The sequence below is a fragment of the Vibrio paracholerae genome (assembly GCF_037672085.1).
Lineage (GTDB): Bacteria > Pseudomonadota > Gammaproteobacteria > Enterobacterales > Vibrionaceae > Vibrio > Vibrio cholerae.
In genome coordinates this window covers 1,795,716-1,809,301 of sequence record NZ_JBBHLM010000002.1, presented here as the reverse complement: position 1 = coordinate 1,809,301, position 13,586 = coordinate 1,795,716, and the positions used below count along the sequence as shown (strand labels likewise).

At 45.5% G+C, this 13,586-nt stretch carries 16 protein-coding genes; 14 read left to right on the top strand and 2 right to left on the bottom strand.

Features of this window, described 5'->3' with window-relative positions; translation table 11 throughout:
- Window positions 1-80 precede the first annotated feature (80 nt).
- Together lpxH and R4537_RS13350 are read right to left on the bottom strand one after the other, a co-directional pair.
- A complete protein-coding gene (gene lpxH, locus R4537_RS13355; protein ID WP_071178429.1) occupies window positions 81-821 on the bottom strand; it encodes a UDP-2,3-diacylglucosamine diphosphatase in 741 nt (246 codons plus the stop codon).
- Window positions 822-861: 40 nt separating this feature from the next.
- Window positions 862-1,356 carry a peptidylprolyl isomerase gene (locus tag R4537_RS13350; RefSeq protein ID WP_000631302.1) on the bottom strand — a complete coding sequence of 165 codons (495 nt, stop codon included), beginning with the start codon at window positions 1,354-1,356 and terminating at the stop codon, window positions 862-864.
- A gap of 145 nt (window positions 1,357-1,501) precedes the next feature.
- Here R4537_RS13350 and cysS point away from each other — a divergent pair, with 145 nt between their 5' ends.
- From cysS to pal, 14 genes are all read left to right on the top strand, one after another.
- Window positions 1,502-2,881 (top strand): cysteine--tRNA ligase, encoded by a 1,380-nt coding sequence (cysS, locus tag R4537_RS13345; RefSeq protein ID WP_071178428.1) that lies wholly within the window; start codon window positions 1,502-1,504, stop codon window positions 2,879-2,881.
- Window positions 2,882-2,968: 87 nt separating this feature from the next.
- Window positions 2,969-3,490, top strand: coding sequence for a crossover junction endodeoxyribonuclease RuvC (gene ruvC, locus R4537_RS13340; RefSeq protein WP_000111359.1), 522 nt, complete (start codon window positions 2,969-2,971; stop codon window positions 3,488-3,490).
- 93 nt (window positions 3,491-3,583) lie between these two features.
- Window positions 3,584-4,198: a Holliday junction branch migration protein RuvA gene (gene ruvA, locus R4537_RS13335; protein ID WP_000580349.1), complete on the top strand. Its 615-nt coding sequence runs from the start codon at window positions 3,584-3,586 to the stop codon at window positions 4,196-4,198.
- Window positions 4,199-4,253: 55 nt separating this feature from the next.
- Window positions 4,254-5,258, top strand: a complete 1,005-nt coding sequence (ruvB, locus tag R4537_RS13330) for a Holliday junction branch migration DNA helicase RuvB (RefSeq protein WP_000568487.1) — start codon at window positions 4,254-4,256, stop codon at window positions 5,256-5,258.
- A 458-nt stretch (window positions 5,259-5,716) separates the two neighbouring features.
- Window positions 5,717-7,303 (top strand): cytochrome ubiquinol oxidase subunit I, encoded by a 1,587-nt coding sequence (gene cydA, locus R4537_RS13325; protein ID WP_071178427.1) that lies wholly within the window; start codon window positions 5,717-5,719, stop codon window positions 7,301-7,303.
- A gap of 17 nt (window positions 7,304-7,320) precedes the next feature.
- A complete protein-coding gene (gene cydB, locus R4537_RS13320; RefSeq protein ID WP_071178426.1) occupies window positions 7,321-8,457 on the top strand; it encodes a cytochrome d ubiquinol oxidase subunit II in 1,137 nt (378 codons plus the stop codon).
- Window positions 8,458-8,469: 12 nt separating this feature from the next.
- Window positions 8,470-8,577, top strand: coding sequence for a cytochrome bd-I oxidase subunit CydX (cydX, locus tag R4537_RS13315; RefSeq protein ID WP_000270285.1), 108 nt, complete (start codon window positions 8,470-8,472; stop codon window positions 8,575-8,577).
- A complete protein-coding gene (gene ybgE / locus R4537_RS13310) occupies window positions 8,570-8,887 on the top strand; it encodes a cyd operon protein YbgE (RefSeq protein WP_071178425.1) in 318 nt (105 codons plus the stop codon). Before cydX ends, ybgE begins: the two co-directional genes overlap by 8 nt.
- Before the next feature lie 168 nt (window positions 8,888-9,055).
- Window positions 9,056-9,463, top strand: a complete 408-nt coding sequence (gene ybgC, locus R4537_RS13305; RefSeq protein WP_071178424.1) for a tol-pal system-associated acyl-CoA thioesterase — start codon at window positions 9,056-9,058, stop codon at window positions 9,461-9,463.
- On the top strand, window positions 9,453-10,136 hold the full coding sequence (gene tolQ / locus R4537_RS13300) for a protein TolQ (protein WP_000123086.1): 684 nt from the start codon (window positions 9,453-9,455) through the stop codon (window positions 10,134-10,136). The genes ybgC and tolQ overlap by 11 nt, the downstream gene beginning before the upstream one ends.
- 2 nt (window positions 10,137-10,138) lie before the next feature.
- Window positions 10,139-10,579 (top strand): ExbD/TolR family protein, encoded by a 441-nt coding sequence (locus R4537_RS13295; protein ID WP_000929547.1) that lies wholly within the window; start codon window positions 10,139-10,141, stop codon window positions 10,577-10,579.
- 17 nt (window positions 10,580-10,596) lie between these two features.
- Window positions 10,597-11,667, top strand: coding sequence for a cell envelope integrity protein TolA (gene tolA / locus R4537_RS13290; protein WP_001924997.1), 1,071 nt, complete (start codon window positions 10,597-10,599; stop codon window positions 11,665-11,667).
- 14 nt (window positions 11,668-11,681) lie between these two features.
- On the top strand, window positions 11,682-13,034 hold the full coding sequence (gene tolB / locus R4537_RS13285; RefSeq protein ID WP_000476461.1) for a Tol-Pal system beta propeller repeat protein TolB: 1,353 nt from the start codon (window positions 11,682-11,684) through the stop codon (window positions 13,032-13,034).
- Between the two features lie 31 nt (window positions 13,035-13,065).
- On the top strand, window positions 13,066-13,584 hold the full coding sequence (pal, locus tag R4537_RS13280) for a peptidoglycan-associated lipoprotein Pal (protein WP_001176629.1): 519 nt from the start codon (window positions 13,066-13,068) through the stop codon (window positions 13,582-13,584).
- The last annotated feature ends 2 nt before the right edge of the window (window positions 13,585-13,586 follow it).

Here is a 13,586-nt window from a genome sequence, read left to right as displayed (position 1 = left end):
CGGGTTGTTGTTTATTTTGTCAGTATTTTAAGGGTTTACCGAGATAAGTATTGGTCAAGAACATGGTTATTACTAATTGATTACTCAATATTTATGAGTGGTCTCGACAATAATGAGTAGCCAGTTAGTTTAGAATAGACCAAGATCGAGCTTTGGCTATACCAATCACCTAACACAATCCGTGTTTTGAGAGTCTGGTCTTCGGTTTGAATGGAGTGAATCGCAGGGCGGTGTGTATGACCGTGAATCATTAAATCTACGTTATATCGATGCATAACCGCGATGACTTCGCTGGGTGTAACATCCATGATCATCATGGACTTATGTTGTTTGTCATCTCGTATGTCTGACTGTATTTTGCGGACAAGCTTTTGCTTAAGTGCAAAAGGAAGAAGTCCAAATAATCGCTGTAACCAAGGCTGATGTACTTTGGCTCGAAATGCAAGGTAGCGTGTATCTTGGGTGCAGAGTGTATCTCCATGCACTACGACGGCTTTTTGCCCATATAAGTCGATCACGGCTTCATCCGGTAACAGCTGCACTCCTGTTTGTTGAGCAAACCGTTTTCCAACCAGAAAATCGCGATTTCCTTTAGTGAAATAGCATGGCACACCTTGTTGAGTCAGTTGGCGAAACTCGGATTTAATCTGCTCGGCAAAGGCGGTTGGGTCATCATCCCCAATCCAAAAATCAAAAAGGTCGCCAAGGACATAAAGTGCATCCGCTTTGATGGCTTCTTCGCGCATAAATTGAATGAAGGAAGCGGTGATATCAGGATGCTTGGGGGAGAGATGAAGATCGGAAATAAATAGTGTATGCATGTTTCACAGCAAAAGGAGCGCCTAAGCGCTCCGAGTAAAATTAAGCTTCGATAGTGGTGCCAGTGATCACCACTTCCTCTAGAGGGACATCTTGGTGCATGCCATAAGAACCGGTGCTCACACCCTTGATCTTATTAACGATATCCATGCCTTCAACCACTTCACCAAACACGCAGTAACCCCAACCATCACGACTTTCAGAACGAAAATCGAGGAAAGTGTTGTTATTCACGTTAATGAAGAATTGTGAGCTCGCTGAGTGAGGATCCATGGTGCGCGCCATGGCAATCGTACCCACTTTATTGCTCAGACCATTATTTGCTTCGTTACGAATAGGATCGCGAGTCTCTTTTTCACGCAGTCCCGAAGTCATACCGCCGCCTTGAATCATAAAGCCGTCAATCACACGGTGAAAGAGAGTGTTGTCGTAGAAACCTTCACGGCAATATTGCTCAAAGTTTGCGCTGGTTACTGGCGCTTTTTCAAAGTTGAGCTGAATTTTGATGTCACCAAAATTGGTATGCAGGGTGATCATGAGTTTTACCTTCGCATTTATCCATTGAGAGCCAGAGTTTAGCCTAACTTTTTGTGCATTCAAAACATCAAATGGATGACCTAGTAATCTTTGAGTTGTTATACTGTCCGCCATTTATAATTTTGATGGTAATCAGATAGAGATCATGTTGAAGATTTATAACTCACTCACAAGACAGAAAGAGGAATTTAAACCAATCGTTGCCGGCAAAGTGGGCATGTATGTGTGTGGAGTCACTATTTATGATCTCTGTCATATCGGACATGGGCGGACATTTGTTTCATTTGACGTGGTAGCTCGTTATCTTCGTTACCTTGGCTACGATCTGACCTTTGTGCGTAATATCACCGACATCGATGACAAGATCATCAAGCGTGCTGCAGAAAACGCAGAAACGTGCGAATCATTGACAGAACGCTTGATTCAAGAAATGTATGCGGATTTCGATGCCCTGAATATCAAACGTCCCGATGTTGAACCACGTGCGACGGCTTATATCGAAGAGATCATTGTTCTGGTTGAGCGCCTGATTGAGCGTGGTTTTGCTTATGTTGCTGATAACGGTGATGTGATGTTTGAAGTGAGCCAATACAGCGAGTACGGTAAACTTTCCAAGCAAGATCTTGATCAACTCCAAGCGGGAGCACGTGTGGATATCGAAGCGGCAAAGCGCAGTCCGCTGGATTTCGTGCTCTGGAAAATGTCGAAACCGGGTGAGCCAACATGGGAATCCCCTTGGGGCCCTGGCCGTCCGGGCTGGCACATCGAGTGTTCAGCGATGAACTCGTCAATTTTGGGTAACCATTTCGACATCCACGGTGGTGGCTCTGACCTGCAATTTCCGCATCATGAAAACGAAATTGCGCAATCTTGCTGTGCCCATGATACCCAATACGTCAACACTTGGATGCACAGTGGTATGGTGATGGTGGATAAAGAGAAGATGTCGAAATCACTCGATAACTTCTTCACTATTCGCGATGTCTTGGGCCATTATGACGCAGAAACGGTGCGTTATTTCTTGATGTCAGGACACTACAGAAGCCAATTAAACTACAGTGAAGAAAACCTCAATCAAGCACGTGCTTCGTTAGAGCGGCTCTATAACGCACTGCGTGGTTTAGATCGTAGCGTGCCAGCTGCGGGTGGCGAAGAGTACGTGACGCGCTTTACTGCTGCTATGAACGATGATTTCAATACGCCAGAAGCGTATTCGGTGCTGTTTGATATGGCTCGTGAAATCAACCGACTCAAGAGTGAAGATATGATCAATGCGAGCGCTTTGGGCAGCTTAATGCGTGAGTTGGCTGATGTGATCGGTATTCTTTACCAAGAGCCTGAGGCTTTCTTCCAAGGCAGTGCGGAAGATGAAGATGCGGCGCAAATTGAAGCTTTAATCAAGCTACGTAATGATTCTCGTGCGGCAAAAGATTGGGCTAATGCTGACTTGGCGCGTGACAAGTTGAACGAAATGGGAATTGTGCTTGAAGATGGACCGAATGGTACAACTTGGCGTCGTAAGTAACGAGCAACAAATGAAAGGGTGGGCGTAAGCCCACTCTCTTTTTCTGGCGCGTGTAGCCCATCTTTAAACGAACAAGGCAAGTGAGTTATGTCTGTCATCTTAGGGATTGATCCTGGATCGCGCGTGACGGGGTATGGTGTGATTCGTCAGCAAGGACGACACCTTATCTACCTCGGTAGCGGTTGTATCCGTACTTCCGATCTCGAGTTACCGTTACGCCTGAAACAAATCTATGCGGGCGTGAGTGAAATCATCACCCAATTTCAGCCGGATGCCTTTGCCATTGAGCAAGTCTTTATGGCCAAGAATGCGGACTCTGCGTTAAAACTTGGCCAAGCGCGGGGGAGTGCGATTGTCGCAGCGGTGAATGCGGATTTACCCGTTTATGAGTATGCTGCGCGCCTCATCAAACAGGCGGTGGTTGGAACGGGGGCGGCGGATAAAAGCCAAGTGCAGCATATGGTGCAACAAATGTTGAAGTTACCTGGTAAACCGCAAGCGGACGCTGCGGATGCATTAGGGGTGGCGATCTGTCACGCTAATACCAACAAAACCCTCATCGCGCTCGCCGGTCAAGCGACGAGTGCTCGAAAAGGTCGCTATCGGTAAACAGGTTCAATATGCTTTTTACTGGCTATCCATCCAGTTATTGATTATCATCTTGTGCACATTTTTGCTCCCTCATCAAGTAAGGAATCCCACGTGATTGGACGTCTTCGCGGTACGCTGATTGAAAAACTCCCACCACAAATTTTGATTGAAATCGGCGGGATTGGCTATGAAGTACAAATGCCGATGAGTTGTATTTACGAACTTCCCAATATCGGTGAAGAAGCCATCATCTATACTCATTTTGTCGTGCGGGAAGATGCACAGCTATTGTACGGATTTAACACGGTCAATGAGCGAGCGCTATTTCGCGAGGTGATCAAAGCCAATGGGGTGGGACCCAAAATGGGGCTCGCAATACTTTCTGGTATGACAGCAAATCAGTTTGTGACTTGCGTCGAAAAAGAAGATATCTCTACCCTCATTAAATTACCGGGAGTCGGGAAGAAAACGGCTGAGCGATTGGTGGTGGAAATGAAAGATCGTTTGAAAGGATGGGGTGCGGGTGATCTCTTTACACCTGCAACCGATGCGGCACCTATCGATTCTACGCCCGTGATTGCTCAAAATGCTCAGGAAGAAGCCATGAGCGCGCTATTGGCGCTAGGTTACAAGCCCCCTCAAGCTTCCAAAGCGGTATCGCAAGTGGCTAAAGCAGGAATGAGCAGTGAAGAGTTGATCCGTGAAGCGCTCAAATCTATGGTGTAACGGTTTACGTTCTTCCGTTGTTAAAAACAATCGCCATTAAGCCAATAGAGAAAATATGATAGAAGCCGATCGTTTAATTGCTCCAATCAGCAACCACTTCAAAGATGAGGAGGTGATTGATCGAGCGATTCGCCCCAAAAAGCTTGCCGATTACCAAGGTCAAGATCATGTTCGTGATCAGATGGAAATCTTCATTAAAGCAGCACAAATGCGCCAAGAAGCCTTAGACCATCTGCTGATTTTCGGGCCTCCGGGCTTGGGTAAAACCACCTTAGCAAACATAGTCGCTAACGAAATGGGCGTAAATATTCGTACTACTTCAGGCCCGGTATTGGAAAAAGCGGGAGATTTAGCGGCACTGTTAACCAACCTTGAAGAAAACGATGTGCTGTTTATTGATGAAATTCATCGTTTGAGTCCTATGGTTGAGGAAGTGCTCTATCCTGCTATGGAAGATTACCAACTCGATATCATGATTGGTGAAGGCCCAGCAGCGCGCTCAATCAAAATTGATCTCCCTCCTTTTACTTTAATTGGAGCCACCACCCGGGCAGGTTCGCTGACGTCACCACTACGTGACCGATTTGGGATTGTCCAACGTTTGGAATATTACAAAGTTGCTGATTTGCAATACATAGTACAACGTAGTGCGCAGTGTCTCGGTCTTTCAATGGAGAGTGAGGGTGCGCTTGAAGTGGCTCGCCGTGCACGTGGAACCCCACGGATTGCCAATCGCCTGCTGCGCAGGGTACGAGATTATGCCGAAGTAAAAGGGGATGGGCACATTTGTGCGCAAACCGCTGATAGGGCACTCAATATGCTTGATGTTGACCATCAAGGCTTTGATTACATGGATAGAAAGCTGCTGTTAGCAATAATGGAAAAGTTTTCAGGTGGCCCAGTCGGAATCGATAACCTTGCGGCAGCCATTGGCGAAGAGAAAGATACGATAGAAGATGTTCTTGAGCCATTTCTCATTCAGCAGGGTTATTTACAACGTACACCACGCGGCCGTATCGCGACGGATCGCGCTTATTTGCATTTCGGTATTGAAAAATAATGTTACAAATCTCGCTTGTTAAACCGAGCGAGATACTCTTTTTTGACAAAGTTCTCATTTCTTGTATTTCCTTCCCTCACTCAATTGTTGGATTTTTTGGATGTGATGTTAATCCGTTGATTGTTTTCAAGCGAATTACATGGCTTTTTTCACGACTAGATAACACAAATTGCTTACCTCTTTTGATTTGGATCATTTTGTTTGTTTATTAACCACATAGCTGGCGCGAAACTTGATTTAGATCAAGGCGCGGTTCTCCTATAAACCTTTTGAAACAAGCGGGTTTTGGCATTAGTATTAGCCACAGCTATATTAGCTACAACTTAACAATTAACTAACCATAGTGGTACATAGTTGCAACAACAAATTTATTTTGTAGCAAAGTGTTATAGTTTTTTTAACATTGTAATTGTTGTTCTATGTCGAACGTGTCATTCAGCCGACACAAAGGAGTTACCATGATCGATGTCGTTGATTTATCGCGGTTGCAATTTGCACTTACTGCGATGTATCACTTCCTGTTTGTTCCCCTCACTCTAGGGATGGCATTTTTGCTTGCTATCATGGAGTCACTCTATGTCATGACCGACAAGCAGATTTACAAGGACATGACCAAATTCTGGGGTAAGCTGTTCGGGATTAACTTTGCTCTAGGTGTGGCAACCGGCCTTACCATGGAGTTCCAGTTTGGTACCAACTGGTCTTACTATTCTCATTATGTAGGTGACATTTTTGGTGCTCCACTTGCGATTGAAGCGCTGGTAGCCTTCTTCCTAGAATCTACATTTGTTGGTTTATTCTTCTTTGGGTGGGACAGACTTTCCAAACGACAACACTTAGTCGTGACTTGGTTAGTCGCATTAGGCTCAAACTTCTCTGCTCTATGGATTCTGGTTGCAAACGGCTGGATGCAAAACCCAGTAGGCTCAGAGTTTAACTTTGAAACCATGCGTATGGAAATGGTGAGCTTTGCTGATGTGGTACTGAACCCAGTTGCCCAAGTGAAGTTCGTTCACACCGTTGCGGCAGGTTATACCACAGGCGCAATGTTCATTTTGGGTATCAGTGCGTACTACCTATTGAAAGGTCGCGATGTTGCTTTTGCGCGTCGTTCATTTGCGATTGCGGCATCATTCGGTATGGCTTCTGTACTATCCGTTATCGTGCTTGGTGATGAATCAGGCTATGAGCTTGGTGAAGTTCAGCGCGTGAAACTGGCGGCGATTGAGTCTGAATGGCACACCGAGCCAGCACCTGCAGCATTCACCTTGTTTGGTATTCCAAATCAAGAGGAAATGCGGACCGACTACGCGATCAAAATTCCATTTGCACTGGGGATCATTGCAACACGTTCACTTGACGAACAAGTTGTAGGCCTGCGTGATTTGCGTGATGAACACGTTGAGCGAATTCGCACCGGTATTTACGCTTACGATCTACTAGAGCGTCTGCGTTCTGGTGAAAAAACGCCGGAAAACATGGCTGCCTTTGATGAAGTAAAACATGATCTCGGTTATGGCCTACTTCTGAAGCGTTACACGGATAAAGTGACGGATGCGACAGAAGAGCAAATCCAAGCGGCAGCGGATGATTCTATCCCAACAGTATGGCCACTGTTCTGGTCTTTCCGCATCATGGTGGCTTGTGGCATTATTATGCTAGTCGTGTTTGGTGCCGCCTTTATCCAAACCTGTCGCCAGAAAATTGAACAGAAAAAGTGGGTTCTCAAAGCCGCACTATTCAGTATCCCACTACCTTGGATTGCGGTCGAGACAGGTTGGTTTGTTGCTGAATATGGTCGTCAACCTTGGGCGGTCGGTGAAATTCTTCCCGTTAACGTTGCCGCTTCTGCATTGAGTGCAGGAGAGATCATTACTTCAATGCTGGCGATTTTGGCACTCTACACCATCTTCTTGATTGCAGAAGTGTACTTAATGGTTAAGTTCGCTCGTAAAGGTCCAAGCAGCCTGAAAACCGGACGTTACCATTTTGAACAAGGCACAGAGTCCGTTCAGGATCAAGTCAACCGCCAAGTTGAAGCATAAGGCAAGGAGAAACAACCATGTTTGATTACGAGATCTTACGACTCATTTGGTGGGTACTGATTGGTGTGCTCCTCGTGGGTTTTGCCATCACAGATGGCTTTGATATGGGCGTTGGGGCGCTAGTCCCTATCATTGGTAAAACTGATAACGAACGCCGAGTGATGATTAACTCTATTGCCCCACACTGGGATGGAAACCAAGTTTGGCTCATCACAGCCGGTGGTGCTTTATTTGCCGCATGGCCGTTGGTTTACGCTACCTCATTTTCAGGTTTCTACCTGGCCATGATTGTGACACTTGCTGCGCTGTGGCTACGTCCTGTCGGTCTAGACTATCGCTCAAAAATCGAGAGCACAAAATGGCGTAATAACTGGGATTTAGCGATTTCAGCGTCAGGATTCATTCCGCCGGTTATCTTTGGTGTGGCATTCGGTAACCTGCTACAAGGTGTCCCTTTCCAACTGAGTGATTTCTTGATGCCGACTTACCATGGTTCATTCTTTGGTCTGCTCAATCCATTTGCTCTGCTCTGTGGTCTTGTGAGCTTGTTCATGACTTTGCTACAAGGCTCTGCATGGCTGCAGATGAAAACGACATCGCATGTACACCAACGTGCACGTAATGTGGCACAACTGACCGGTTTGCTCACCGCTGCGTGTTTTGTGGCCGCGGGCTTTTGGATTCAGTACATCGACGGTTATATGATTGTTGGTGCGATTGACGGTAATGCAGCATCGAATCCGCTTAACAAAGAAGTGATTCGTGAAGCGGGCGCTTGGCTACACAACTTTGAACAAGTACCAGTACTGTGGTTAGCTCCTGCGCTGGGTGTTTTGATGCCTCTACTCTCGGTTTTGGCGTCACGTCTAGATAAAGGTGGCTTGGCATTTTTAACCTCTAGCTTAGGTAACGCTGGCGTTATCTTCACCGCAGGTTTCGCCATGTTCCCATTCGTGATGCCTTCAAGTTTGAATCCGGCTCATAGCTTGACTATGTGGGATGCAACTTCAAGCAAGCTGACGCTAGAACTGATGACTGTGGTTGCATTTGTCATGGTACCCATCATTTTGGGCTACACCATCTGGAGTTACTACAAAATGTTTGGCCGTCTCGATGATAAATTCATCGAAGATAACAAGAATTCACTGTACTAAGGAGCGCTCATTATGTGGTATTTCGCATGGATCCTTGGCGTATTACTCGCCTGTGCATTCGGCATCATCAATGCTCTTTGGTTAGAGCACACTGAGATGATGGATAAAGATAGTGAGTGATTGGCAATTAAAGTGGTCTGAAAAGATCGCTCGCTGCCACGACATCACCGATAAGGCCTTGCTCAAGGCCTTATCGCTACTATTAGGCTTCTACAATACCGCTATGGTCATGTGGGATCCAAGTAGTTACGCAGATCGAATCGGCGGCTTCAACGCAGTCATTGCGCCGCTGATGATTTGGGCAATATGTGCCAGTATGGTCTTTGGGGTAGGGTTTAGACCCCGCCACTGGATATGGCAGATCGTGTTCAGCCCATATCTATCATTGACCATTCTGAGTTATTTGACGTTGGTGCAGCTAACAAGCTAGATCAATTCGTATTGTTGATGAGTTTTTATGCAGATTAGCGCTGTAATTTTGAGACAGCGCTAATTTTTTATCATTAGGTAAGAAAACATTACGCAGGCTTGTACTATCGTGAGCGAGTTGCGCTATAGTAGCGACCATTCCTCGGCGTATGAGATTTTTATCCAAATCATGAACACTTTTCATTGGCCAGTCACGGTGTATTACGAAGATACTGACGCTGGTGGAGTGGTTTATCACGCAAATTATCTAAAATTCTTTGAAAGAGCCCGTACTGAGATGCTCCGCGCTGTTGGTGTTCACCAGCAGATTTTGCTGGAACAAGGTATTGGTTTTGTGGTCAGACACATGGAAATCGATTTTCTTAAAGGTGCTAAGTTAGATGCACATTTAGAAGTCGTGACCCGAGTGTCCGAATTAAAAAAGGCTTCTTTAACTTTCTGTCAGGAACTTGTTAATCCTGATGGCGCTTTGTTGTCTAAAGCTAAGGTTAAGGTAGCATGTATTGACAATGAGAGTATGAGGCCCAGAGCTTTGCCTCAATTAATCAGTTTGGAGTTAAACTGCAGTGACTGCTGATATTTCATTTCTTGACCTTTTTTTACAAGCTAGCTTATTAGTAAAAATGGTAATGCTGACCCTTTTGGGTATGTCGGTTGCCTCGTGGGCGGCAATCATCAAACGTAGTAAAATTATCTCGTCAGCTGAACGAGAAGCCGATGCGTTTGAAGATCGCTTTTGGTCCGGCATGGACCTTGGTGCGTTATATCAAGATGTCAAAAAACGTAAAGATGACATTTATGGCATCGAAGAAATTTTTTATGCCGGCTTTACTGAGTTTGCACGTCTACGCAAAACTAACCCAGGAGCACCAGACTTTGTAATGGAAGGTACTGGACGTTCTATGCGCGTAGCAGTAGCTCGCGAAGTCGATTCACTTGAAACCAGCTTACCTTTCTTGGCAACCGTGGGTTCTATTAGTCCATACATCGGTCTATTTGGAACAGTGTGGGGTATCATGCATGCCTTTATCGCTCTTGGAGAGGTAAAGCAAGCCACGTTAGCGATGGTGGCACCTGGGATTGCAGAAGCTCTGATTGCAACGGCGATTGGTCTATTTGCTGCTATTCCAGCAGTTATGGCTTACAACCGTCTTAGCAATAAAGTGAGTAAGCTTGAACATATTTATGCAACTTTCTCAGAAGAGTTTCATACCATTCTCCACCGTCAAGCGATGGCTGGCAGGGAATAATTATGGCTGGCTATCAAACCAAAAAACGTGAGATGAAAGCAGAGATTAACGTGGTTCCCTATATCGACGTTATGCTGGTTCTCCTCATCATTTTTATGGTGACATCACCGTTTGTAACTCAAGGTGTCGATGTAGAGTTGCCGAAAACCCATTCGGCCAAATCAGCACAAGATCTGGCGGGCGATAGCGAATCTAGCTTTATCATCGTCGAGGTTGATAAAGAGGGTAATGTTGGCTTAAGCGTCAATGACGAAGAAATGCAACGTGGCCTATCCCTGCAAGATGTTATTGTACGAGTGAAAGCTGAGCTCACACTTAAGCCTAACTCTCCGGTTGCGGTTGGTGGTGATGCTGCTACGCCTTACGCAGAGATCGTTTTAGTTTTGGACGAGCTAGGCCGAGCTGGTATACCCAAAGTAGGGTTACTGACGGACCTTAAGTAGTAGGTTTAACACTGAGCATGAAAGAGAATAAGTCCAGAAAAAGTAACGATGCTAAATCAATAACTATTTCACTGGCTATGCATGGCACTCTGATGGCGATTTTGCTTTGGGGGGCCGATTTTACCATGTCTGACCCTGAGCCTGTAGGACAGATGATTGAAGCTGTGGTGATTGATCCTAAGCTAGTTCGTCAACAAGCTCAGCAAATTCGTAGTCAGCGTGAAGATGCTGCGAAAAAAGAGCAAGACCGACTGGATAAGCTCCGTCGTGAAAGCGAACAGCTAGAGAAAAATCGACAAGCAGAAGAAGAGCGGATCCGCCAGTTGAAAGAGCAACAGGCTAAAGAAGCCAAAGCGGCTCGTGAAGCGGAAAAGTTGCGTGAGCAGAAAGAACAAGAGCGCTTAGCCGCTGAGCAGAAAGCTCGTGAAGAAAAAGAGCGTGCAGCGAAGGCTGAGGCTGAACGCAAAGTAAAAGAAGATGCAGCTAAAAAAGCAGAGCAAGAACGCGTTGCGAAAGAAGCCGCAGCTGCAAAGGCAGAACAGCAACGTGTTGAGCGTGAAAAAGAAGCCAAACTTGCGGAAGAAAAAGCCAAACGAGAAAAAGAAGTAGCAGCGAAAGCTGAACAAGAACGTTTAGCAAAAGAAAAGGCGGCCAAAGAGGCTGCTGATAAAGCTAAGAAAGAAAAAGAACGTGCTGCAAAAGCAGAAGCTGAACGTAAAGCTCAAGAGGCTGCCTTGAATGACATTTTTGGTAGCTTAAGTGAAGAAAGTCAGCAAAATAATGCTGCACGTCAGCAGTTTGTTACTTCGGAAGTGGGACGTTATGGTGCCCTTTATACACAACTGATTCGGCAAAATCTGTTAGTAGAAGATAGCTTTCGTGGAAAGCAGTGTAGGGTGAACCTAAAGCTTATTCCAACAGCAACTGGCGCACTGCTAGGGAGTTTAACTGTTTTGGATGGCGATAGTCGTTTATGTGCAGCAACCAAACGTGCTGTTGCCCAAGTGAATAGTTTTCCATTACCTAAAGATCAACCTGACGTAGTGGAAAAACTTAAGAATATTAATTTAACCGTAGCACCTGAATAAGGAAGGGAAGGCTTGTGTTTAAGCGATTAATTTTTGTTTTGATGCTCATCGGTACCGGCTTTACTAATATTGCGAATGCAGCATTGGAGCTTGTTATCACTGACGGTATTGATTCTGCACGTCCGATTGCGATAGTTCCTTTCAAGTGGGAAGGCGTAAACAAGTTGCCTGAAGATGTGTCAGCAGTCATTGCCTCTGACTTGCAGCGTAGTGGTAAATTTAGCCCAGTACCTACCAGCAAAATGCCGCAAACACCCTACAGTGAAGAGCAGGTTAATTTTGGTAGATGGACGTCTATGGGCGTTGACTCTTTATTGACGGGTACCATCACGCAAAATGCAGAAGGTAGCTATGTGATTAGCTATCAACTGATCGATATTGTACGTGGGCAACTGACCCAAGGGCAGAGCAAAGCTTTGTCTCAGGATGGTCAATTGGTATTGTCTAAAGATCATGTTTTACTTAATAAAGTGGCTACCGTTCCTGCATCTAGGATGCGTGAGTACGCACACCGTATTGCCGACTTAGTTTATGAAGAATTGACGGGAGAACGTGGCGCTTTCTTGACGCGTATTGCTTACGTTGTGGTCAATGATAAGGATCCTTATCCTTATCAACTGAGAATTGCTGATTACGATGGCTACAACGAACGTCTTGTACTTCGTTCTAAACAGCCACTTATGTCACCTGCTTGGTCGCCTGATGGTCAGACACTGGCTTATGTTAGTTTCCAAAACGGGCAAGCCGAAATCTATATGATGAATATCTATAGTGGGAAGCGAGATAAGCTGACTTCATTCCCTCGTCATAATGGTGCGCCCAGATTCTCGCCAGATGGTAAAACGCTAGCGCTGGTTTTATCAAAAACTGGTAATTTACAGGTCTACACTATGGACTTGGCAACTCGTAACTTAAAAGAAGTGACTAGTGGCCGTTCCAACAACACCGAGCCCTTCTGGCACCCGGATGGTAAATCTTTAATTTTCACTTCAGATAGAGGTGGCAAACCACAGATTTATCAAGTAAATTTGTCCGGTGGTGAAACCAAGCGTTTAACTTGGCAAGGTAGCCAAAACTTGGGTGGCCAAATTACACCGGATGGAAAATTCTTGGTGATGGTGAATCGTAGTGACTCCGGCTTCAATCTCGCGAAGCAGGATCTACAAACTGGGGTAATGCAGATTCTAACAAAAACCTTGTTAGATGAATCCCCAAGCATTGCGCCGAATGGTAGCATGGTGATATATAGCTCCATCTACAATCAGGCCAACGTTTTGTCGATGGTTTCCATTGATGGACGCTTTAAAGCAAGACTACCGGCAACCAATGGACGCGTTCGTGCTCCAGCATGGTCACCGTTTTTATAACAAGTAACTGTTTAATAGAAAGGAATAGGAAATGCAACTTAACAAAGTTCTTAAAAGTCTACTGATTGCGCTACCAGTTTTGGCTGTTACCGCTTGTAGTTCAAGCGATGATGCTGCGAATTCAGGTTCTCAAACTAACCAATCAGCAGTTTCAACTGTTGATTCAAATGGTCTGAACGCACAAGGTCAACTGACTGAGCAAGAACTGAAAGAGCAAGCTCTGCGTCAAAACCAAACTATCTACTTCGCATTCGACAACGCGACTATCGCGAGCGACTACGAAGCAATGTTAGCAGCACACGCTGCTTACCTGGTTAAAAACCCAAGCCTACGCGTAACTATCGAAGGTCACGCTGATGAGCGCGGTACTCCAGAGTACAACATCGCACTGGGTGAGCGTCGTGCTCAAGCAGTTGCTAAGTACTTAGAAGCTCTGGGTGTTCAAGCTGGTCAACTGTCTATCGTTAGCTACGGTGAAGAGAAGCCTCTAGTACTAGGTCAATCAGAAGATGCGTACGCGAAAAACCGTCGTGCAGTCCTGGTTTACTAATT